General features: G+C 70.7%; 20 protein-coding genes and 1 riboswitch. Of the genes, 13 read left to right on the top strand and 7 right to left on the bottom strand.

Translation table 11 applies throughout. The features are described 5' to 3' along the window. Positions 1-32: 32 nt before the first annotated feature. Positions 33-1,649 carry a succinic semialdehyde dehydrogenase gene (locus ACZ7LU_RS15630; protein ID WP_468314011.1) on the top strand — a complete coding sequence of 539 codons (1,617 nt, stop codon included), beginning with the start codon at positions 33-35 and terminating at the stop codon, positions 1,647-1,649. Between the two features lie 76 nt (positions 1,650-1,725). Next, the gene (locus tag ACZ7LU_RS15625; RefSeq protein WP_471916942.1) at positions 1,726-3,546 is read left to right on the top strand and encodes a GMC oxidoreductase; all 1,821 of its coding nucleotides are present in this window, start codon (positions 1,726-1,728) and stop codon (positions 3,544-3,546) included. A gap of 79 nt (positions 3,547-3,625) precedes the next feature. Here ACZ7LU_RS15625 and ACZ7LU_RS15620 read toward each other — a convergent pair whose 3' ends face one another. Continuing rightward, positions 3,626-4,732, bottom strand: coding sequence for an LAETG motif-containing sortase-dependent surface protein (locus tag ACZ7LU_RS15620; RefSeq protein ID WP_471916941.1), 1,107 nt, complete (start codon positions 4,730-4,732; stop codon positions 3,626-3,628). 259 nt (positions 4,733-4,991) lie between these two features. On the opposite strand from ACZ7LU_RS15620, the gene ACZ7LU_RS15615 reads away from it, so the two are divergent. From ACZ7LU_RS15615 to ACZ7LU_RS15605, 3 genes are all read left to right on the top strand, one after another. Continuing rightward, the gene (locus tag ACZ7LU_RS15615) at positions 4,992-5,357 is read left to right on the top strand and encodes a hypothetical protein (protein WP_471916940.1); all 366 of its coding nucleotides are present in this window, start codon (positions 4,992-4,994) and stop codon (positions 5,355-5,357) included. Between the two features lie 101 nt (positions 5,358-5,458). Beyond that, complete coding sequence (locus ACZ7LU_RS15610) at positions 5,459-6,262, top strand: hypothetical protein (RefSeq protein WP_471916939.1); 804 nt, start codon at positions 5,459-5,461, stop codon at positions 6,260-6,262. 179 nt (positions 6,263-6,441) lie between these two features. Beyond that, positions 6,442-7,158 (top strand): hypothetical protein, encoded by a 717-nt coding sequence (locus ACZ7LU_RS15605; RefSeq protein WP_471151009.1) that lies wholly within the window; start codon positions 6,442-6,444, stop codon positions 7,156-7,158. A gap of 663 nt (positions 7,159-7,821) precedes the next feature. Here the strand turns inward: ACZ7LU_RS15605 and ACZ7LU_RS15600 are convergent. Further along, a complete protein-coding gene (locus tag ACZ7LU_RS15600; RefSeq protein ID WP_471916938.1) occupies positions 7,822-8,124 on the bottom strand; it encodes a chorismate mutase in 303 nt (100 codons plus the stop codon). A 446-nt stretch (positions 8,125-8,570) separates the two neighbouring features. On the opposite strand from ACZ7LU_RS15600, the gene guaA reads away from it, so the two are divergent. Further along, positions 8,571-10,157, top strand: a complete 1,587-nt coding sequence (gene guaA, locus ACZ7LU_RS15595; protein ID WP_471916937.1) for a glutamine-hydrolyzing GMP synthase — start codon at positions 8,571-8,573, stop codon at positions 10,155-10,157. Between the two features lie 83 nt (positions 10,158-10,240). Here guaA and ACZ7LU_RS15590 read toward each other — a convergent pair whose 3' ends face one another. Then, on the bottom strand, positions 10,241-10,720 hold the full coding sequence (locus ACZ7LU_RS15590) for a pyridoxamine 5'-phosphate oxidase family protein (protein ID WP_471151012.1): 480 nt from the start codon (positions 10,718-10,720) through the stop codon (positions 10,241-10,243). A 154-nt stretch (positions 10,721-10,874) separates the two neighbouring features. Between ACZ7LU_RS15590 and ACZ7LU_RS15585 the strand changes: the two genes are divergently transcribed. From ACZ7LU_RS15585 to ACZ7LU_RS15570, 4 genes are all read left to right on the top strand, one after another. Then, a complete protein-coding gene (locus tag ACZ7LU_RS15585; RefSeq protein ID WP_470978668.1) occupies positions 10,875-11,660 on the top strand; it encodes a class II aldolase/adducin family protein in 786 nt (261 codons plus the stop codon). Positions 11,661-11,811: 151 nt separating this feature from the next. Next, a complete protein-coding gene (locus ACZ7LU_RS15580; RefSeq protein WP_471916936.1) occupies positions 11,812-13,077 on the top strand; it encodes a hypothetical protein in 1,266 nt (421 codons plus the stop codon). A 131-nt stretch (positions 13,078-13,208) separates the two neighbouring features. Next, positions 13,209-13,802 carry a DoxX family protein gene (locus ACZ7LU_RS15575; protein WP_471916935.1) on the top strand — a complete coding sequence of 198 codons (594 nt, stop codon included), beginning with the start codon at positions 13,209-13,211 and terminating at the stop codon, positions 13,800-13,802. A gap of 41 nt (positions 13,803-13,843) precedes the next feature. Continuing rightward, positions 13,844-14,584 (top strand): class I SAM-dependent methyltransferase, encoded by a 741-nt coding sequence (locus tag ACZ7LU_RS15570; RefSeq protein WP_471916934.1) that lies wholly within the window; start codon positions 13,844-13,846, stop codon positions 14,582-14,584. A gap of 159 nt (positions 14,585-14,743) precedes the next feature. Here the strand turns inward: ACZ7LU_RS15570 and ACZ7LU_RS15565 are convergent, their stop codons facing one another. Together ACZ7LU_RS15565 and ACZ7LU_RS15560 are read right to left on the bottom strand one after the other, a co-directional pair. Beyond that, positions 14,744-14,986 (bottom strand): hypothetical protein, encoded by a 243-nt coding sequence (locus ACZ7LU_RS15565; protein WP_471916933.1) that lies wholly within the window; start codon positions 14,984-14,986, stop codon positions 14,744-14,746. Then, entirely contained in the window at positions 14,973-16,322 is a 1,350-nt protein-coding gene (locus ACZ7LU_RS15560; RefSeq protein WP_471916932.1) for a PspC domain-containing protein, read from the bottom strand. The genes ACZ7LU_RS15565 and ACZ7LU_RS15560 overlap by 14 nt, the downstream gene beginning before the upstream one ends. Before the next feature lie 184 nt (positions 16,323-16,506). Here ACZ7LU_RS15560 and ACZ7LU_RS15555 point away from each other — a divergent pair, with 184 nt between their 5' ends. Both ACZ7LU_RS15555 and ACZ7LU_RS15550 read left to right on the top strand, forming a co-directional pair. Next, positions 16,507-17,796 (top strand): PspC domain-containing protein, encoded by a 1,290-nt coding sequence (locus tag ACZ7LU_RS15555; RefSeq protein ID WP_398300304.1) that lies wholly within the window; start codon positions 16,507-16,509, stop codon positions 17,794-17,796. Beyond that, positions 17,793-18,524 (top strand): LuxR C-terminal-related transcriptional regulator, encoded by a 732-nt coding sequence (locus tag ACZ7LU_RS15550; protein ID WP_468604601.1) that lies wholly within the window; start codon positions 17,793-17,795, stop codon positions 18,522-18,524. The genes ACZ7LU_RS15555 and ACZ7LU_RS15550 overlap by 4 nt, the downstream gene beginning before the upstream one ends. Before the next feature lie 26 nt (positions 18,525-18,550). On the opposite strand, the gene ACZ7LU_RS15545 is transcribed toward ACZ7LU_RS15550, so the two are convergent. Then, positions 18,551-19,600: a C40 family peptidase gene (locus ACZ7LU_RS15545; protein ID WP_471916931.1), complete on the bottom strand. Its 1,050-nt coding sequence runs from the start codon at positions 19,598-19,600 to the stop codon at positions 18,551-18,553. A 346-nt stretch (positions 19,601-19,946) separates the two neighbouring features. Between ACZ7LU_RS15545 and ACZ7LU_RS15540 the strand changes: the two genes are divergently transcribed. After that, entirely contained in the window at positions 19,947-20,300 is a 354-nt protein-coding gene (locus tag ACZ7LU_RS15540) for a hypothetical protein (protein ID WP_362993363.1), read from the top strand. Between the two features lie 96 nt (positions 20,301-20,396). On the opposite strand, the gene ACZ7LU_RS15535 is transcribed toward ACZ7LU_RS15540, so the two are convergent. Beyond that, positions 20,397-21,638 (bottom strand): C40 family peptidase, encoded by a 1,242-nt coding sequence (locus ACZ7LU_RS15535; RefSeq protein WP_471916930.1) that lies wholly within the window; start codon positions 21,636-21,638, stop codon positions 20,397-20,399. Positions 21,639-21,646: 8 nt separating this feature from the next. Beyond that, positions 21,647-21,802: riboswitch (cyclic di-AMP (ydaO/yuaA leader) on the bottom strand. Between the last annotated feature and the right edge of the window lie 190 nt (positions 21,803-21,992).

The following is a 21,992-nucleotide window of genomic DNA, read 5'->3' as shown; positions in this document are numbered from 1 at the left end:
CAAAAGCCTGACGTGCGCCTACTCTCACGAGCATGACGGACTCGCAGGCCATCGCAGCGCCCCTCGGCACGAACCCGACCGCCCCGGCCCCCGAAGGCGCGCGCACCGCCGCCGACGTGGTCACGCCCGAGCTGATCGCCCAGCTCACCCGTGACGTCATCGGTTCGGGGCGTACGGCCAACCACACGCCGCTCACCGGCGAGAAGCTGGCCGACCTGCCCGAGTCCACCCCCGCGGACGTGGCCACCGCCTTCGAGCGGGCCCGCACCGCCCAGATCGCCTGGGCCAGGACCCCTGTGAAGCAGCGCGCCGCCGTGCTGCTGCGCTTCCACGACCTGGTGCTCCAGCGCCAGGCCGAGGTCCTGGACCTCATTCAGCTGGAGACAGGCAAGTCCCGGCTGCACGCGCACGAGGAGATCCAGGCCGTCGCGGTCGCCGCCCGGCACTACGGCCGCAAGGCCCCCTCGTATCTGAGCCCGAAGCGGCACACCGGCGTCGTCCCGACCCTCACCAAGGTCACCGAGAACCGCCAGCCGCGCGGCGTCGTCGGCCAGATCGCCCCCTGGAACTACCCGTTCGAGCTCTCCATCGGCGACGCGCTGCCCGCCCTCGTCGCGGGCAACGCCCTCGTGATGAAGCCCGACACGGAGACCTGCCTGACCGCCCTGTGGGCCCGCGACCTCATCATCGAGGCCGGCCTGCCGTCGGAGGTCTTCCAGGTCGTGCTCGGCGAGGGCCCCGTCATCGGCCCCGAGGTCGTCAAGCACGCCGACTACGTCTCCTTCACCGGCTCCACCCGCACCGGACGCGAGGTCGCGCAGGGCGCCGCCGCACGCCTGGTCGGCGTCTCGCTCGAACTCGGCGGCAAGAACGCCATGCTGGTGCTGCACGACGCCGACATCGACAAGGCCGCATCGGGCGCGCTGCGCGCCTGCTTCTCCTCCGCGGGCCAGCTGTGCATCTCCATCGAGCGGCTGTACGTCCACGAGTCGATCGCGGACGAGTTCGTGGCGCGCTTCGCGGAGCGCACGAAGGCGATGCGGCTCGGCAAGTCCCTCGCGTACGGCGCCGACATGGGCTCTCTCGCCGGCGAGCGGCAGCTGGAGACCGTGACCCGGCACGTCGAGGAGGCCGTCGCCAAGGGCGCCACGCTCGTCGCGGGCGGCGTGGCGCGCCCGGACATCGGCCCCTACTTCTTCGAGCCGACGATCCTGGACGGCGTCGAGGCCCCGATGGCGGTCTGCACCGAGGAGACCTTCGGCCCGGTCGTCTCCATCTACCGCTTCACGGACGAGAACGAGGCGGTCGAGCTCGCCAACGCCACGCCGTACGGCCTGAACTCCTCGGTCTGGACGAAGGACGGCGCCCGCGGCCGCAAGGTCGCCGCCCGCCTGCGCACCGGCACGGTCAACGTCAACGAGGGCTACGCGCCCGCCTACGGCAGCGTGCAGTCCCCGATGGGCGGCATGAAGGACTCCGGTCTCGGCCGCCGGCACGGCTCCGAGGGCATCCTCAAGTACACCGAGGCGCAGACCGTCGCCACCCAGCGGATCATGCCGCTCGCCCCGTCGTTCGGTCTTGACGACGAGAAGTACGCGGCGTTCATGACCGCGAGCCTCAAGGTCATGAAGGCGTTCCGCCTGCGTTAGCAGCGCCCCGTCAGGGGCGCGGGGAACTGCGCGAGCAACCACAGACGGCCCGCGGGCAATTTGACGAGGAGAGTCGATGTCACAGGAGAGCTCTGCCCAAAACCAGGTGGGCGATGACGCGTACGACTACGACGTGATCGTCGTGGGCAGCGGTTTCGGCGGCGCGGTGTCCGCGCTGCGGTTGACGGAGAAAGGTTACTGCGTCGGCGTACTGGAGGCGGGCCGCCGCTTCACGCGCGCGACGCTGCCCAAGAACTCCTGGGACCTGAAGAACTACCTGTGGGCCCCCGCGCTCGGCCTCTTCGGCATCCAGCGCATCCACCTGCTCGGCAATGTGATGGTCCTCGCGGGCGCCGGGGTCGGCGGCGGCTCGCTGAACTACGCCAACACCCTCTACGTACCACCCGAGCCGTTCTTCAAGGACGCGCAGTGGAAGGACATCACGGACTGGCAGGACGAACTGCACCCTTACTACGAGCAGGCCAAGCGGATGCTCGGGGTGCGGCTCAACCCGACGACGACGCCCTCGGACGTCCATCTGAAGGCCGCCGCCCAGGAGATGGGGGTCGGCGACAGCTTCCACATGGCGCCCGTCGGCGTCTTCTTCGGTGACGAGAACGACGCGGACGGTCGTTCAACCACCCGTCCCGGCACGGAAGTTCCCGATCCCTACTTCGGCGGCGCCGGCCCCTCCCGCAGGGCCTGCACCGAATGCGGCGAGTGCATGACGGGCTGCCGGCACGGCGCGAAGAACACCCTCAACGAGAACTACCTCTACCTGGCGGAGAAGGCCGGCGCGGTCGTCCACCCGATGACGTCGGTCGTCGCCGTCACCGAGGACTCGCGGGGCGGTTTCGCCGTCGCCACCCTGCCCACCGACGACAAGCGCAAGGGCCGGGGCCGGACGTTCCGGGCACGCAAGGTGGTCATCGCCGCCGGCACGTACGGGACGCAGACCCTCCTGCACCGCATGAAGGACACCGGCCTGCTGCCGCACATATCGAAGCGGCTCGGCACGCTCACCCGCACCAACTCCGAAGCGCTGGTCGGCGCCCAGACCACCGACCGCCGCTACCGCAAGCGCCACGGCGCCGAGAAGGTCGACTTCACCAAGGGCGTCGCGATCACCTCGTCGATCCACCCGAACGCCAACACCCACATCGAGCCCGTCCGCTACGGCAAGAAGTCCAACGCCATGGGCAGCCTGACGGTGCTCCAGGTCCCGTACAGCGTCAAGGGCGGCAAGGCCCGGGTCGCGGGATGGCTCGGCAACGTCGCCCGCCACCCCTCGCTCCTCGTCCGCTCCCTCTCCAACCGCCGCTGGTCGGAGCGGACCATCATCGGCCTGGTCATGCAGTCGCTCGACAACTCCCTGACCACGTACCGCAAGGAGAAGGGCCTCGGGAAGGGGCTGCTCACCGCCCGCCAGGGCCACGGCGCGCCCAACCCCGACCAGATACCCGAGGCCACCCGGGCGGCGACGATCCTCTCCAAGGAGATCAACGGCTTCGCGGGCTCCAACATCGGCGAGCTCATGGGCACCCCGCTGACCGCGCACTTCCTCGGCGGCTGCCCGATCGGCGACTCGCCGGAAACGGGCGTCATCGACCCCTACCACCGGCTCTACGGACACCCCGGCATCTCGGTCGTCGACGGCGCCGCGGTCTCCGCGAACCTCGGGGTGAACCCGTCCCTGACGATCACCGCGCAGGCCGAGCGTGCGATGTCGTTCTGGCCCAACAAGGGCGGCGAGGACCCGCGTCCGGCGCAGGGCGAGCGGTACGTGCGGCTCGCGGCCGTCGAACCGAAGACCCCGGCGGTCCCGGCGGACGCCTTCGGCGCGCTGAAGCTGCCGTTCCTCGGCATGCCGACGGTGCCGCCCAAGCCCGAGGACTGAGCGGCACCGGGCCACGGATACACGTAAGGACCTGCGCCCCCCTCCGAGCGCAGGTCCTTCCGCGTGATCAGGTGCCGCGTTACGCGGCGGTGTCGGCCTTGCGGCGACGCACGGCGAACACCGCGCCCGCACCGGCGACGACGGCGATCCCGCCCACGAGGGCGACGGTCGGCAGCATCGAGCTGGAGCCGGTCTCGGCGAGGCTGCCCGTGCCACCGGTGGTGTTGGCGCTCGGGAGCTCCTTGGCTGCGCCCTGCGGCGACTTTTCGGCGGTCGGCGTCGGCGTCGGCTTGCTCGGGGTGTGGGTGGCCTCGCCGGGCGTCTCGTCGGTGCTGCCCGCCTTGACGACCGTCAGCGGCTGGTACGCGTCCGAGTTGTGCGTGCAGTTCTCCTCGGTGTCGAGGTACCCGCCGAGGCCGACCGCGTAGCCCTCACCGGACGGGGCCTTGGCGTCGATGTCGACCCGCAGCTTGATGTCGACCTGCTCGTCGGGGCCGAGGTCGGTGACGTCGAAGGCGAGGCCGCCGTTCACATCGCCGTCGATCGTCTTCCAGTCGCCGCTCTCGGCGTCGAAGTACTGCAGGTCGGCATGGCTGCCCAGCCGGTCCTCGTCGTCCTTGCCGTACGAGAAGTCGTTGACGGCCGCGATCCACTTGACCTCGCCGAGCTCCTCGTCGCTGGAGTTGGTGAGGGACAGCTCGAACCGGTGCCAGCCGCTGCCCTTGACGATCTTCTTGGGCAGGCCGACGAGGTCGATCTCCAGTTCGGAGTCGGGGTCGACGCCGTTCTCGTCGACCGGGCAGTCGACCGGCTCCTCCGCGTCCCCGTCCTCCAGCTCCTCGTCATCGAGGTCCTCGTCCTTGATGTCGTCGAGGACGTCGTCACTCTTCGAGGGCTTCGGGGACTTCGCGGGCTGGGCGGTCTTTCCGGGCTTCGCGGGCGGCGTGGAGGTCGGCTTGCCCTCCGGCTCGTCCGTGTCCTTGTCCGTGTCCTCGTCCGGCGCGGGCGGCGTGGAGGTGGGCGTGCCCGTGGGCGTCCCGGACGGCGTGGGCGTCCCGGAGGGCGTCGTGGCCGACGTCGCGGAGCCGGCCTCTTCGGTCGCGAAGGAGGCCGGGGCCGAGAGCAGCGCGAGCGGGGCCAGGGCAGCCGTAGCGGCCGCGGCAGCCATGGCACGACGAAGCTTCATGAAGACCTCAGGAAGTCCGGCGTGCTGCCTGGTGGGGCAGCACGGAGGTGGAGGCGTCCGAGGTGGGGACGCGGGTGTGGCCGTTGTTACTGCATGCATGACCTGCGATCCCTGTGAATGGTTGTCCCCGAACTGACGGAATTCTTATGTGGGGTGGATCACAGCGCTTGTGCTGTCGTGAAGGGGTGCCGTAGAACTGCCCCCGCTCCAGAGGCGTATGGGTGCCGAGGGGGCAACGGCAGCAAGGGGAGGGGACAGCGTGGCCATACCCGACGAGGTGTGGGAGAGATTCGAGAACGACAGCGAGCGGGACATCCGCTCGTCCGCACCGAAGGAGCCGTCCGCGCGGGCCCGCATGGTGGCCGAAAGGCTGCGGCGCCTCGACGAGGAGGCCGCGCGCCAACGGGTCGAGGAGGCGGGGCGGTTCCGCCGCAGGCGCGCGAAGCGTGAGGCCACGAGCGAGCGGTGGCGGCCGGACGACTGGCGGGCTGCGCCGACGGGTCCGCGGCGCAGTCCACGGTCCGAGCGCAGCCGCAGGGTGTGGAGCGTGGTGATCGTCATCGGCGGCATGGCCCTCGCGATCGTCCTGCTCAGCCCGTTCCGCTTCTGGCTCTGGGGCTGGTGACGGCGGCGCCCGGAACCGGAATGGATCTTCCCCCGTCGTAGAAGTGCAAGCAGTACTGAGTTGGCAGTACCAAGCAGGAAAGCCTTCGGGGGAAACAGAACGTGAAGTCAGCTGTGTCGCGTGTCGTGGTGACCGTCTCGGTCGTGGCGGCCCTCGGAGCGAGCGCCGCGTGCAGCGGCAGCGGTGACGATGACGCCAAGAAGCCGGCGAAGCCGCGTGCCAGTGCGGGTGCCGTGCTGGAGAAGGCGGCCCTCGCCGCGGGGGACGTCAAGGGCTACAAGGTCGAGACGCCCAAGAAGTCCGAGGAGGCCAAGGGGCCCGACGGCGGGAAGCGGCTGCCCGCGGAGTGCGCCCCGCTCGCGGCGATGCTCGGTTCCGGCCTTGGTTCCGGCCCCGCCTCCGGCTCTGGTTCTGGCTCTGGGGCCGGTTCCGGTGGCTCGGTGAAGGCGAAGGCTTACGTCGACCGGGTCCTGACCTCGACCGACGACGCGGACTACACGACGACGCGCATCGAGTTGGCCTCCTCCACCGAGGCCGATGCCAAGCGAGCGATGACGGACCTGCGCACGGCGTCGAAGTCGAAGAAGTGCGCCGCCTTCCGCATCGGCGAGCAGCGCTACCTCGGCGTCAAGGCGCTGCCGGCCCCGGAGGGCGGTGGCGATGAGGTCGTTTCGTACAAAATCGCCCATCGCACGGGTGAGTTCATGGTGCGGGACAGCATCACCGTCGCGCGCAGCGGCTCGACGCTCGCGGTCTTCGACGCGTCGAACCTGTACGACCCGGAGAGCGTCCAGTGGGACAAGGACGCCGCGAAGGACGGCGGGGACGGCGCCGGGGCGCCCACGGCGGACGAGGACCCGAAGGTGGACCCCGCGATCGTCGAGGCACAGCTCGGCAAGCTCTGACCTGGCCTGACGAGCTCCGACCTAACTCACACGCGCCGCGTACAACCTTTTCGGCGGTTTCCGATCGTTACGGAAAACGCTGGTGACAGGCGCGCCTTTACCGCTTTCATGTCGCCTCGGCGCGGGCCGTCGCCCGCGCCGTGAAACTGAAGGCAGGAAACGCAAAAGTGAAGTCATCTGTGTCTCGGGCCGTCATGGCCGCGTCCGTCACGGTCGCGCTGGGCCTGACCGCAGCCTGTGGCAGCGACAACGGCAGCGGCACCAGCGGCGACAACGGCAAGAAGTCGTCGGAGAAGCCCGCCGCGGTGAAGCCGGCAGCGAAGAAGCCGGCCGTGCTGACCACCGCCGACCTGAACAAGGCGGCACTCGTCAAGGGCGACCTCAAGGGCTACAAGGTCGAGAAGATGTCCGCGGCGGACATGCCCGCGCAGACCGTGCCCGCGGACCCGGCCGCTTGCCAGCCGCTCGCCAACATGTTCATGTTCGCCGGCCGGCCGGCGGCGGAAGCCCGCATCGGCCGGAACGTGACCAGCAAGAACGAGATGGACGCCACCGTCATCTCGTTCGCGCTGCTCGCGCACGAGCAGGCCGACGCGGAGAAGGTCATGGACGGCCTGCGGACGGCCACGAAGAAGTGCACCTCGTACGAGCACGCGGGCTCCAAGTACCGCGACGTCGCGGCTCTGACCGCCCCGAAGGCGGGCGACGACGCCGTCTCGTACAAGGTCGTGGGCGACATCGAGGGCCAGAAGACACCGATGAGCTTCACCGTCGTCCGCAGCGGGTCGACGGTCGCGGCCTTCTACTCGATCAACCTGCTCAAGCCGAAGAAGTTCGGCGTGCCGACGGAGATCGTCGAGGCGCAGGTGAACAAGTTGGAGAAGACGAGCAAGTAGCTCAAGCAGCTCAAGTAGATCGGGCAGAGGGCGGAGCGAAGGGCCCCGCGGGACGGATCCGCGGGGCCCTTGGCCGTCGGCACCGACGTCAGGGCTGCGTCGGGGCCTCGGAGCGGCGCCGGGGGGAGTGCGCCGCTTGGTCGAGGTGCCGGTGGCCGACCCGGCGCACGAGGGGCGCGCACGTGGTATCGACCAATGGCAATGAAGCTGTGGACGGGGGCTTGCGCGGTCCGCCCTTCTCGCATCGTGCTGGAAGTGCTGTTGGCTGCGCAACCGTTTCGGCCCACTTCTCTATGGAAAGGGCCGGGATCCTGGGAGGGCGTTGGGGACAGGGTGCAGGACGGCATTCAGGACGGCATCGGACGGCATTCAGGACGGCGTCGGGGACGGAGGCCGGCCGGCTCCGGGCGTCCCCGGAACCGACCGTTCTCTTGGGTGACCGGGCTGCTGTCCCCTGCCGTCCGGTCACATCACTGGAGTGAGGTCCCACGGCGCGAGGACGCAATCCTCACGCCTCATCGCTCCAGCGGAGCCACGCGTGGTTCTTACGGGCCCGCACCTGGCTGACACGGACACCGGGACCAACGAAGCCCGCCCGGAACCGGTCACGCGCCGTACGGGTGAGAACGGACCCGAACTCGTGCGCGGGGCGGCCGCGTGGGGTCAGACACGGCCCCGGCACAGTTCGAGGAGCGTCATCGCGAGCGCCGTGCCGGGCTTGCCGAGGGCGTCCCTGTAGTGGCCGAGGATCTCCATCTCGCGGGAGAGGTTCACGCGGCGGCCGCCGGAGGTGATGCGGGCTTCCTGGATGACGGCCGAGACGGCCATGCGTTCCTGTACGAGGCCGATGATCCGGTCGTCGAGCGCGTCGATCCGCTCCCGGGCGTTCTCGATCACGCCGGCGGCCTCGGGGGTGCGGGCGCCGGTCTTGTCGGCGGCGGCGGTGGTGGCGGTGGTGGCGGTCATCTGGGGCTCCTTGTCGGAAGAGGTGAGGAGCCACGGAGCGGCAGGACCCGCGTACGACAGAGCGCCCCGGGCCTTGTCGGCCCGGGGCGCCCGGTAAGTCGCTTGTCAGTGGATCAAGCAGCTCGACCATGGCAGCCGGCAGGCCGGGTGCCATAGGTAAAGAGGAAGCTGAGGTGCTTGGTCACGGGCTCAGTATGCCCCCACGCGCGCGTGCCGGGTCAATCGGGACCCGCGTACGGCTCGGATGCTGAGACGCCCGTCCACGCTCCGACGCTCCGTGCGGCCGTATGCCTCCGGTATGCGGTCGGATGCCTCGGGTGCGGGCCCCGTCGGATACGACGAAGCGGTCGCGCCGAGCCCGTTAGAATTGACAAACACAGACCCCCTGCTCACGCACGAGCCTCTGCTCACGCACCGCTCAAGCTCAACGCCGGAAGGCCGCCGCCGTGCCATCAGCGTCCCCCGCTGCCGCCGTTCCCGACACCGTTCTGGTCGTCGACTTCGGAGCGCAGTACGCCCAGCTCATCGCCCGTCGCGTCCGTGAGGCCCGCGTCTACAGCGAGATCGTGCCGAGCACGATGCCCGTCTCCGAGATGCTCGCCAAGAAGCCCGCCGCCATAATCCTGTCCGGCGGCCCCTCGTCGGTCTACGCGGAGAACGCGCCGGTCGTCGACCGTCAGCTCTTCGAGGCCGGCGTCCCCGTCTTCGGCATGTGCTACGGCTTCCAGCTGATGGCCACCACCCTCGGCGGCACGGTCGACAACACGGGCGCCCGTGAGTACGGCCGGACGCCGCTGGCCGTCTCCAAGGCCGGCTCCACCCTCTTCGAGGGCACCCCCACCGAGCAGTCCGTGTGGATGTCGCACGGCGACGCGTGCAGCGCCGCGCCCGAGGGCTTCACGGTCACCGCGTCCACGGACGTCGTGCCGGTCGCCGCCTTCGAGGACGACGAGAAGAAGCTGTACGGCGTGCAGTACCACCCCGAGGTGATGCACTCCACGCACGGCCAGCAGGTCCTCGAGCACTTCCTCTACCGCGGCGCCGGCCTCAAGCCGAACTGGACGACCGGCAACGTCATCGACGAGCAGGTCGCCGCGATCCGTGAGCAGGTCGGCACCAAGCGCGCGATCTGCGGCCTCTCCGGCGGCGTGGACTCCGCGGTCGCCGCGGCTCTCGTGCAGAAGGCCATCGGCTCGCAGCTGACCTGCGTGTACGTCGACCACGGCCTGATGCGCAAGGGCGAGACCGAGCAGGTCGAGAAGGACTTCGTCGCCGCGACCGGCGTCAAGCTGAAGGTCGTCGACGCCCAGGAGCGGTTCCTGAACGCCCTCGCCGGGGTCAGCGACCCCGAGGAGAAGCGGAAGATCATCGGGCGCGAGTTCATCCGCGTCTTCGAGCAGGCCCAGGCGGAGATCGTCGCCGAGGCCCCGGGCGACCAGCCCGTGGAGTTCCTGGTCCAGGGCACCCTCTACCCCGACGTGGTCGAGTCCGGTGGCGGCAGCGGCACCGCGAACATCAAGTCCCACCACAACGTGGGCGGCCTCCCCGAGGACCTCGAGTTCAAGCTCATCGAGCCGCTGCGCAAGCTGTTCAAGGACGAGGTCCGGATGGTCGGCGCCGAGCTCGGCCTGCCGGACGAGATCGTCCAGCGCCAGCCCTTCCCCGGCCCCGGCCTGGGCATCCGCATCGTCGGCGAGGTCACCAAGGACCGCCTCGACCTGCTGCGCGAGGCCGACGCCATCGCCCGCGAGGAGCTGACGGCGGCCGGTCTGGACCGCGAGATCTGGCAGTGCCCCGTGGTGCTGCTCGCGGACGTCCGCAGCGTCGGCGTCCAGGGCGACGGCCGCACCTACGGCCACCCGATCGTCCTGCGCCCCGTCTCGTCCGAGGACGCCATGACGGCCGACTGGACCCGCATGCCGTACGACGTCCTCGCGAAGATCTCGACCCGCATCACGAACGAGGTCGCCGACGTGAACCGCGTCGTCCTCGACGTGACGTCGAAGCCGCCGGGGACCATCGAGTGGGAGTGACCCCTGCGGTCGACCTTCCCACGCCTTGCTGAGCGCCGGTGCCGCCCTTTCGTCCACATCACGGAGGGGCGGCACCGGCGTTCTCACGTCCGGCGCGTGGTGCGCACCCCGGCGCCCGGCTTCCACAGCTGCACCGCCAGGTACTTCTCGTCCTCGATGAAGGTCCGCACGACCTCCGTCAGCTCGGTGCGGAAGAGATGGAAGGCGTCCGGGTCCGGCGGATTCACCGCGTCCGCGTACCGCGCGACGGTCGCCGGGTCCCGCACCTCCACCGCCCGCCCCGCGATACGGACGTCGCCGCCCGCCATCTCCGTGCCCGCCCCCGGGTTCGCCTGCAGCGCGAAGCGCGGATCGCGGCGCAGGTCGAGCGCCTTGAGGGAGTTCGGCATCATGCCGAGCCACAGCTCCCCGTTCAGGAAGCGGACTTCCAGCCCGGTCGTGCGCGGCGACCCGTCCTTGCGGAGCGTCGCGAGAACGTGGTGCGTGAACGCGCCGAACCGCTTCTCGACGGTCGCGGCGAGGTCCGGCTCTGCGGTGGCGAAGGCTTCCCAATTGCACGTCATACGTCGAGTCTGCCGCCGATACCCGACACCTTCTGTCGCCTTTTATCGCCCCTCCGAACGTGCCGCACCTCGCACCCTTGATCGCGTCACACCCCTGTCCTCCTGTGCTTCCCGCCGGTAACTTCCGCCCCGTACGACCACGGATGGAGGACACATGCAGGCGCCCACACCGATACCCGTCGAACGGTTGCAGTTCGCGATGCCGCCCGTCCACGAGTCCGTGACGGACGAACGCCGGCACCGCAAGGAGAGGCTCGCCGGCGCGCTGCGGATCTTCGGACGGTTCGGGTACGAGGACGGGGTCTCCGGCCACATCACCGCGCGCGACCCGGAACACACCGACTGCTTCTGGGTGAACCCCTTCGGCATGCCCTTCAAGCACGTCACCGTCGGCGACCTCGTCCTCGTCAACGCCGAGGGGCAGGTGGTCGAGGGGCGCCATCACGTCAACCAGGCCGCGTTCACCGTCCACGCCCAGGCCCACTTGGCGCGGCCCGACGTGGTCGCCGTCGCCCACTGCCACTCGCTGCACGGCCGCGCACTCTCCACCCTCGGCGAGCTCCTGGACCCGATCACCCAGGAGGCCTGCGCCTTCTACGAGAACCACGCGCTGTACGACGGCTACACCGGTGTCGTCGTCGACGCCGAGGAGGGCCGCAGGATCGCGACCGCGCTCGGCGACCACAAGGCGGTCATCCTGCGCAACCACGGTCTGCTCACCGTCGGGGACTCCGTCGACGCCGCCGCCTGGTGGTTCATCTCCATGGAACGCTCCTGCCAGGTCCAGCTGAGCGCGCGGGCCGCCGGCCGGCCGGTGCTGATCGGCCACAAGCAGGCGGTGCAGACCCGCGAGCAGCTCGGCAGCGACCTGGTCGCGTGGATCAACTACCAGTCCCTGTGGCAGGACATCAGCCGCAGCGAACCGGACCTGCTGGCCTGACCCGGCCGTCAACACCGGGCCGACCCATTCACCCCCGCTGACCTGACCCCGGCAGTGCGTTCGCCTTTCGGTGCGGCACAATTCGCTTGCTCTGTAAGGAAGTTCGCATGGGGCCCCAGGGGCTTCGAGGGTGGGGAAGGCGGCGTACGCGGTGGCAGTGCAGGAGGCGGGGCAGGGCGCGCACGGGGGTGGCTGCACATGCGGCGGCTGCCCGCACGGGGCGCGCGAGGGGCACCGAAGAGCCGTGGCCGCGTTCCTCGCCAAACGGGACGAACTCGCCTCCGGGCAGGGGCTGCCGGCGGCCGTCGCCCACTCGGCGGGCGCCTCACGGCAGTGGGTGTCGGACGAGCTGACGCAGTCCGCGCACACCGTCGCCGAGCGCGGCAGGGCCGAGGGCGAGGCCTGGCTGCGACGGCTCTGGACGCGCACGCTCGGTGTCGTCTGGATCTCCTTCGGCGTGCTGCTCCTCGTCCAGGCGCTCACCGCGATCGGCGCTGGCTGGTCGGACGCGCGGACGGCCGGGCTCCTCGCGGCCCTCGTCGTGGGCGGGCTGCTGACCGGCGCGGCGTACACCCACCGGGCGCGCGGCGGGATCCTCGCGCCGGTGATCGGCGAGGACAACCGGCTCTCCACCTCGCGTGCCGTGGCCGCCGCCTGGGTGGTCCTCGTCGTCTTCGCCGTGCTCGTCCTCGCCGGCGAACTGGCCGCTGCCTCGGACCACCGGCAGCGCGACGAACTGATCGCCGGTCTCGACCTGGCCCGCGCCGCCGGAACGGTGACCGTCCTCGCCGTGGTGTGCGCGGTCGCCGTCCTGGTACGCAGGGTCGTCGGCCTGCGCGTGCTCAGCCAGCGCCTGCAGAAGGTGCGCGCGGACCGGCCGCGGGCCGCCGACCCGCTCACCGACGACGAGGGGCGTGGCAGCTTCAGCGACGCCCAGTACGTCCTGGTCAACGCCGTCGCCGTGGTCTTCGCCGCCGTACGCCTCGCGCGGCGGCCCGAGCAGCTGCCCGACCTGCCGTGGGGTCTCGCCCTGCTCGTGCTGGTGTCGGCCGCGACGTATCTGGCGGGGAAGTACTCCGAGGGGGGCCGTCCCGTGATCCTCTCCGTCGTCCGCGCCCGGGAGGCCGGTGACCTCGACGCGCCCATCCGCACGGGCGACGACATCGAGATCCGCGGCGCGGGCTTCGTCCCGCCCGGCGCCGGGGACGCGGACCGCCTCGCCCGCACGGTCGTCCGCATCGGCGCCGTGCACGTCCACGTGCCGCTCGTGCCCGTACCGGGCGGCTTCACCAACCCGACCGACGCCACGCTGACCGTGCCCGTCCCCGTCGACGTCGAACCCGGCCGCGTCGACGTCCAGGTCGTCACGGCCGCGGGCGTCGAGACGAACCGCGTCACGATCGACGTCACCGACTGAACCACCTCTGCCTCCCCCCTCTCCGGATCACCCGGACCTGTCTCGTGGAATCCGCTGCACATGGGTGAGCAGCGGCGCCTCTTCGTACGTATCGTCGGAAGACGGGACCACGCGAGAGGCGGCGGAGTGCCATGGCGCACGGCATGCGTACGGACAGCCACACCCACCACGTCGGGCGAGACGACTGGCGGGACTCCGCCACCCGCTACGCCCTGCTCCCCCTCCGGATCTTCCTTGGCGTCACCTTCATCTACGCCGGCCTGGACAAGCTCACCGACAGCGCCTTCATGCAGGCGAGCGGCGCAGGCTCGATCGGCGCCCAGATGGAGGGCGTCCAGGACATCTCCGCGATCCCCCCGCTCGTCGACCTCTCCCTCAAGAGCCCCGTCGGCTTCGGCTACGCCATCGCCCTGGGCGAACTGGCCGTCGGCATCGGCACACTCATCGGCCTGTTCGCCCGGGTCGCGGCGCTCGGCGGAGCACTCATCTCGCTGAGCCTCTGGCTGACCGTCAGCTGGCAGGAGACGCCCTACTACTACGGCAACGACCTGGCGTACCTGATGGCGTGGCTGCCACTGGTGCTCGCCGGAGCCGCGGTCTTCTCCATCGACGCCCGGCGCGCCGCCCGCCGCCGCGGGAACGCCCCGGGGCCCGGCCAGGACCCGTCCGGCGCCGCATGGGCCGAGCCGGGGCAGGACCGAGGCGAGGGCCGACCAGTGCCCTAATCGTGTTGACCACCTCCAGCAGGCAGTGCTGGAGTCGGCACGTGGACAGCATCCCCGCCAACCGGCGGCTCTGGAACCAGATCAGCAGCGCCTACCAGCACAAGCACGACCCCCGAATCGGCGCCACACCCCGGCTGTGGGGCATGTACTCCATTCCCGACGCCCACCTGCACGCCCTGGGCGACGTCACCGGTAAACGCGTCCTCGAACTCGGCTGCGGCGCCGGCCAGTGGTCCAGGGCACTCGCCGCCGAGGGCGCCACCGTGGTCGGGCTCGACCTGTCCGAAGCCCAACTCGCCGCCGCCTCCCGCGCGATGGGAGCGTCCCGCTACTCGCTGGTGCAAGGCGCCGCCGAACACCTCCCCTTCGCCGCCGACAGCTTCGACCTGGTGTTCTGCGACTTCGGTGGGCTCAGCTGGGCGCCCCCGCACCTGGCCGTCCCGGAGGCCGCACGCGTCCTTGGCCGAGGCGGGCGCCTGGTGTTCAACGTCGCCAGCCCATGGTTCGAAGCGTGCTACGACGAAGCCGCCGGCCGCGTGACCACGACGCTGCAGAAGGACTACTTCGGCCTGGACGCCATCGCCGAAGACGACGGCGCGATCAGCTATCAGCTCACCTACGGCGACTGGGTCAAGGTCCTGCGCGGCGCGGGCCTCATCATCGACGACCTCATCGAACCGCGGCCCCCACTCGGAACACCCAACGGCTACAACGAGACCGATCCACCCGACTGGGCACACCGCTGGCCGGCGGAACTGCTCTGGGTGACCCACAAACCGTAGGTTCCGCCGAGCCGAGCCGAGCCGAGCGGAGCTGAGCCGAGCCGCGCCGAGCCGAGCCGAGCGGAGCTGAGCCGAGCGGAGCCGAGCCGAGCGGGCTGAGCCGCGCCGAGCTGAGCCGCGCCGAGCCGAGCCGTGAAGGCATCCCCTCCCGGACACGCCCTAGTCCTGCCGCTGGCCCTTCGCGCCCCGGGAGCGGTCGACCGGGCGAGCCGCTCCCCTCGGACGTATCCCGTGGATCGCCGCCGTCACGCCCGCGAGGAGCAGACCGGCCATCACGAGCGGCAGCGCGACGAACCAGGGCGCGTCCCAGGCTCCGCCCGCGTCGCCCGCGTACACGACGGCGACCAACAGCAGGAAGAGGCCTGCCACCAGCTTTCCGGGGTGGAATTCATGACGTAGCACGGATCACCTTCGCTTGTCCGACGCCGACTTCGAGGCGCAGATCTATCGTGCCGCCGTCCTTGCTGCCCGCGGGCGGCTCCAGCGTCACCTTCTTCTCCCGACCCGGAGCGATGTCCAGGTCCTTGCCCTTGTCGTCCGGCAACACGATGTCGCCGACGCCCACTTCCGCGTCGAGCCGCACGGTGGCGTCCTTCGGCACGATCACCCGGAGGTCGCCCGCGCCGACCTCGGCGCCGGTCTCGAGCGTCTTCCCCCTGCCGACGTCGACCCTGCTCAGATCGAGCGTGCCCCTGCCGAGCCCCACCTCGTACTGCGGCCGGACGTCCGCCACGGCCGTGGGTATCCAGTCCGTGCGGGTGTAGTGCGTCGTGATGTTCTTCGGCAGGGCAGCCGAGGCCGCGAGGAGCCCGGCGGTGAGCACCGCCAGCACGATCGATCCCGCGCCGGTGCGCCCGAGGAAGGCGCTGACCGCGATGCCGAGGCCGAACACCGCCAGCGCGCACGCGAGACCGGTCTGCAACGTCGTGCCGAGTGGTTGGTCCTCCCAGGTCAGGCCGGTGCCGAGGCCGCCGGCGAGCAGGGCGAACAGGAACACCGAGCCGCCGATCCAGCGGGGCCCGCTGGGCTGGGGCACCGGGTCGGCCGCAGCCGTCTCCTTGCGGGGTATACCGCGGTGGCCCGTCGGCTGATAGCCGATGTCGAGGCCTTCCGGGCCCCAGAAGTACCCCGAGATCCCGTCGTACGTCCCGTCCTTGACTATCGGGTCGCGCCACCAGGAAGGGCCTCCGGCGACGGGCGGCGCCTTCGCCTCGGGCGGGGCGTCCGCCGCCGCCTGCGCCGCCGGATCGGTGTCGAGGGTGTCGCGCTGCTGCGACCAGTATCCCGCGCCCGCGAGGAGCAGGGTCAGGACGGCGGCGAAGGTGAGCGCCCCGCCGTTGTTCAACAGGGTGAGGAAGACGCCGCAGCCGACCAGGGCGAAGAGCACCGCGGTCAGCGCCTGGCCGTCGACCCGGCCGGAGAGGAGCCTGCGCGCCTCGTTCTCCTCCTCGTCCTCGTACGGCACGAAGAGCCAGGCGAAGCCGTAGAAGACCAGGCCGAGGCCGCTGGTTATGGCCAGGACGGCGAGGCCGATGCGGAAGATCACCGGATCCATGTCGCAGTGCCGGCCGAGCCCGGCGCACACGCCGCCGAGCTTCTTCTGCCGACGGTCGCGGCGGAAGGTCCGCTCCTCCGCGGGCAGGCCCGGCGCGTGAGCGCCCGGCTCGCCGTGCGCGGTGCGCAGGGCATCGCGCACGGCGGCCTCGGTCTCCGTCTCGGCGGGCTGCTGATCTCTCATGCGTCCATGGTGACTGCCGCAGGCCCGCCGCGGCAGTCGGGACGACCCTGGCCGAACCCTGATATCGCCCCTGAGACGCCTCGGGTCCCACCCCTGATAGGGGCGGGGCAGGGGCCGAGATCAGGGAATTCTCGGGGGTCGACCCTGATGCTCGTACCCGAGCCCGCGTGTGAGGATCAATGACATGCCGGAAGCCGCTGCCCCGCCCATCGAGGACGTCCGACCGCTGCGCAAGCTCTATCGCAGCGGTGACGGCCGTTGGCTCGGTGGCGTCGCGCGCGGCCTGGCCGGACACCTCGGGCTGCCCGTGATCTGGGTCCGGCTGGTCTTCGTCGGCCTGTTCACCGCGGACGGCCTGGGCGCGCTGCTCTATGCGGCGTTCTGGTTCTTCGTCCCGCTCGGTGTGGGCGGCGTCGACTCCGAGCGGCCGCCCGCGGCCGTCACCTCCGAGACCGCGCCGGACGGCCGCCGAAGACTCGTGGCCCGCAAGCCCGACAAGGGGCAGCTCGTCGCGCTCCTCGCGATGGTCGTCGTCGCCATGGTCTTCGTCGGCAATGTGGACCTGGACGGCTCGACCAAGGCCTATGTCGTCCCGACCCTGCTCGTCGCCGCCGGTGTCGCCCTGGTCTGGCGGCAGGCCGACAACGCCCGCCGGGCGCGCTGGATGGCCGTCGGCCGTCGCAGGCGCACCCTCACCATCGCCCGGTCGGCGGCCGGTGTGCTCCTGGTCGGCGCAGGCGTCTCCGGCATCTTCGTGCTGCAGGGCTCCGCCGCGCATCTCGGGGCCGTGCTGCAGGCCTCGCTCGCCGTGCTCGTCGGCATCGCGCTGCTCGCCGGCCCCTATCTCGTCCGCATGATGCAGGACCTCTCCGAGGAGCGGCTGATGCGCATCCGCGCCCAGGAGAGAGCCGAGGTCGCCGCCCATGTCCACGACTCCGTGCTGCACACCCTCACCCTGATCCAGCGCAACGCGGAGAGCGCCGGCGAGGTCCGCCGGCTCGCCCGCGCCCAGGAGCGGGAGCTGCGGGCCTGGCTCTACAACCCCGAGGGCAGCGGCAAGGACGAGGACGAGGAGCCCGACACCCTCGCCGAGGCGGTCCGCCGCAGCGCCGCCGAGGTCGAGGACAAGCACGGCGTCCCCATCGAGGTCGTCATAGTGGGCGACTGCCCGCTCGACGAGCCGCTGACCGCACAGATGCAGGCCGCGAGGGAAGCGATGGTCAACGCCGCCAAGTACGGTGGCGAGGGCGGTGCGGTGCAGGTCTTCGCCGAAGTCGAGGAGGAGACGGTGTTCGTGTCCGTCCGGGACCGCGGTCCGGGCTTCGATCTGGATTCCGTGCCGGACGACCGCATGGGCGTACGAGAATCGATCATCGGCCGCATGCAGCGCAACGGCGGCACGGCGCGGCTGCGCGCGGTGCCCGGCGGCGGCACGGAAGTCGAGCTGGAGATGGAGAGGACGGCGACGACATGAGCGACGCGACCGGGGCGAGCGAGCCCACGGAGCCGACCGGGACGGACGAGGGCGGCGGTGCGGGCGGGCGTCGCGTGCGAGTCGTCCTGGTCGACGACCACCGGATGTTCCGTACGGGAGTGCAGGCGGAGATCGGCCGGACGGACATCACCGGCGTCGAGGTCGTCGGCGAGGCCGCCGACGTCGACCAGGCGGTCACGGTCATCACGGCCACCCGGCCGGAGGTCGTCCTGCTGGACGTGCACCTGCCGGGCGGCGGTGGCGTGGAAGTCCTGCGCCGCTGCTCGCCGTTGATGGCCGACGCGGAGAGCCCGGTGCGCTTCCTCGCGCTGTCGGTCTCCGACGCCGCCGAGGACGTCATCGGCGTCATCCGGGGCGGTGCCCGCGGCTATGTCACCAAGACCATCACCGGCACCGACCTGGTGGACTCCATCTTCCGCGTGCAGGACGGGGACGCGGTGTTCTCGCCGCGCCTCGCCGGGTTCGTCCTGGACGCCTTCGCCTCGACGGACGCGCCCCCGATCGACGAGGACCTGGACCGCCTCACACAGCGCGAGCGGGAGGTCCTGCGCCTCATCGCCCGCGGGTACGCGTACAAGGAGATCGCCAAGCAGCTCTACATCTCCGTGAAGACCGTCGAGTCACATGTGTCGGCTGTTCTGAGGAAGCTGCAGCTGTCCAACCGCCATGAGCTGACCCGGTGGGCGACGGCGCGGCGGCTGGTCTGAGCGGACGAAGCGCGCGGGGAGTCGGCTCACGCCACGCGCGTGGCTCCTGCGAACGGCATCTGGTCGATGGGTGCGAGCCGCACCGGGGCGCTCGGATTCGGGGCGTGGATCATCTGGCCGTTGCCGACGTAGAGGCCGACGTGGCTGATGCCGGAGTAGAAGAACACCAGGTCGCCGGGGCGTAGTTCGGAGCGGGAGACGCGCTTGCCCGAGTCGATCTGGGCGTACGTGGTGCGGGGCAGCGCGACCCCCGCCGAGCGGTACGCGGCCTGGGTGAGCCCCGAGCAGTCGAACGCGTTCGGGCCGGTGGCGCCCCAGACGTAGGGGCTGCCGATGGCCTTGTACGCGTAGGAGACGGCGGTCGCGGCGCGGGCGTTGGGGGCCTTGGCGGCGCCCAGGGAGGCGTCACGGGTGTCCGAGCGGGAGGCGCGGTCGTCCTCTTCCCGGCCGGCGAGCTCCGCGCGCTGCTCGGCGGTGAGCCGGGACAGCAGCCGCTTCGCCTCGCCGAGCTTCCTGGTGATCGTCTTCTTGTGCTTGTCCAGCTCCGCCTGGCGTGCGCGGAGGGCGGTCAGCCGGTCGTCGGCCTCGCCGCGCAGCCGGTCCATCTCCCGGAGCTGCTTCCGCACATCGCGGACGGCGAGGGCCTGCCGGCTGCCGGCCCGGTCGGCGCGTGCCGCGCGGTCCAGGAACTGTTCCGGGTCGGAGGAGAGCGCGAGCTGCACGGAGGGGTCGATGCCGCCTGCGCGGTACTGCGCGGCGGCGTACGAACCGAGGCTGTCGCGGGCGGTGTTGAGCTTCTCCGTCTTGCGGGCAGCCGTGTCGCGCAGCTCGCGGAGCGCTTTCTCGGCCTTCTCGGCCTTCTCCTTCGCGCCGTTGTACTTCTCGGTGGCTGTCTCCGCCTCGCGGTAGAGCGCGTCGACCTTGGACTTCACCTCGGCGGGGCCGAGCCGGGGGTCCGCGTGCCCCGTGCCGTCCAGGGCGGTCGCCGACGCGGCTCCGGCGAGGGCGAGGGTTGCGGCGGTGCGGGCCGTGCTGCCGCTGAGCGAGCGCTGTCTGGGCTTGCGGTGCGCTGCCACGAAGTGGGGCTCCTTACGTGTCCGGCGGCGGCCCGCACAGGGGGACGGGCCGCCGCCGGTTTTCTCGGCGGTGGCGACCGACAGCCGTCCCGGGTTCGGACGGCGGTTGGGGAGCCGGTCACCTGGTGCAGGACGCTAAACCCGACCGTCACGGGTTGGTGAGGGAGTGCGCGCAACTGGCGGAAGTGGGCGGACAGTGACCGACAACGACCGTGCCGTTCGCGGGACGGCGGCTGCTTGGTGCGCGGCCGTGACCGATGGCTCGTTTCCGGCTTGCCCGGCCGGAGTGTGGTGCTATGGGGGCGCCTGCCACGCCCGGCCCGAGGCCCGGCTAGGCTCCGGCCTCATGGACCTACTCATCCATCTCTTCGTCGGCCTGCACATCATCGGCATCGCCTCGCTCCTGGGCGGCTTCCTGACCCAGATGAAGCAGATGGGCCAGGGCACCGCGCGCTTCAGCCCCGGCATGCTGCACGGCGCGTTGATCATGCTCGTCACCGGTGTGGTCCTGGTGGGCCTCAACCAGGCGGACGACAACACGGTCAACAACGTCAAGATCGGCATCAAGCTGGCCCTGCTGATCGTGATCCTCGCGCTGGTCTATGTGAAGCGGGACGAGGAGAAGGTCGACAAGGGCATGTTCGGTGCGGTCGGCCTGCTGACCACGGCGAACATCTTCATCGCGGTGCTGTGGACCTGAGTTTTCACGCCTCACGCGCGCGTGGCCCGCATCCGGGGAGGATGCGGGCCACGCGCGCGTAGTGGGGTGCGTCGGTCTCAAGAGCGTGCTTCGTCCTTATGCGGGGCGCACCACGCTGTGGATCGGCATGTAGTAGATCGACTCGACGCGGACGTTCGCGCCCGGCTTCGGGGCGTGGACCATCTTGCCGTTGCCGATGTAGATCCCCACGTGACTGATGTCGTCGTAGAAGAACACCAGGTCACCCGGCTTGGCGTCGGCGGTCTTCACGGTCGTGCCGACCTTCACCTGGTCCCAGGTGGTGCGCGGCAGGGAGATTCCCGCGGCCTTCCAGGCGTCCTGCGTGAGTCCGGAGCAGTCGTAGGAGTCGGGGCCGGTGGCGCCCCAGACGTACGGCTTGCCGATCTGGGCCTCCGCGAAGTCGATGACCTTCGCGGCCTTGGTGGCGTAGCTGCCGTCGGTGCTTCCGGAGCCGGTGCCTGTGCCACCGGTGCCGGTGCCAGAGTCCGAACCCGAACCCGAGCCCGCGTCGGAACCGGAACCGGAACCGGATCCGGAACCAGAGCCCTGGTCGGCCCCCCGCTCCTTCTCCCGCTGCGCCGCCTCCTCGGCCTTCCGCTCGCGCTCCGCCTCCGCGGCCTGCTCGCGGGCCAGCTTCTCGGCCTTGCGCTTGGCCTCCTGCTTCTTCTTCCGCTCGATCTCCGCGAGCCGCGCCTTCTCCTCGGCGGTCAGCTTCGAGAGGAGCTCCCGCGCGTCACCCAGCTTCTTCTGGACGGTCCGCTTGCTCGTCCTGAGGTCGTCCCGCGACTCGCTCAGCGTCTTGAGGCTCTTCGCGGCCTTCGTGCGCTGCTCGGTCGCCGACGCCTGCTGCGCCTGGTAGTCGTCGACCGCCTTCTTCTGGCGCGTGGTCAGCCGGTCCGCCAGGTGGTTCTGGTCGAAGTAGCCCTGCGGGTCGTCGGCGAGCATCATCGTGGCCGTCTCCGAGACGGCGCCGGTGCGGTACTGGGCGGCGGCGAAGGAGCCCAGCTCCTTGCGCGCGTCGTTCAGCTCGTCCGTGCGTTCGGCCACGTCGTCGAGCAGACGGTCGACCTTCTTGCGCTGCTTGTCGGTGCGCTCCTTGGCCGAGTTGTACTTCTGGGTGGCCACGCCGGCCTGCTGGTAGAGCTCGTCGACCTTCTTCTGGATCTCTTCGAGGCTGGGCTTCGCCGGCGCGGAGGGCGCCGCCTGCGCGCTCTGTGCCAGGAGGGCGACGGAGGTGAGGGCCGCCGTCGTGATGCCGAGGGCGGGGGCCGTGCGTAGGCCGGCTGAACGGGTCCGCGGCTTGCGGTGCGACGCCAAGGGAGGCGACTCCTTCCGTAGACCGCCTACCGGGTTAGCTGTCGGGTTCGGGCGGGTGGTTCGGAAGGCTGCCCTACAGTCCCGTACTTCGTACGGGACCGATTCACCCCAAGGTTCTGGTGGGTCCCCGGCTCCGAACACGTCGGACTCGGCGGAGGCCACCCGTTCCCGGCGGGGTTCGCCGGTGGGGGGCGAGTGGCCCGCCGGGCACGCTAGCCAACCCGTGAGGCCCCTGTGAAGGTTGATGTTCGATATGCCCGATACATTTTCGTGACTTTACGAGACCCTTGACGCGGACACGACTGAGACGGCGCGAGGCGTAGCGGAGTGTGATCATCTGTGGGCGCGGAGTAG

The organism is Streptomyces sp. NPDC039462, from assembly GCF_055639375.1.
The sequence above is the reverse complement of the archived record's forward strand: the minus strand, read 5'-3'. Positions and strand labels throughout refer to the sequence as shown.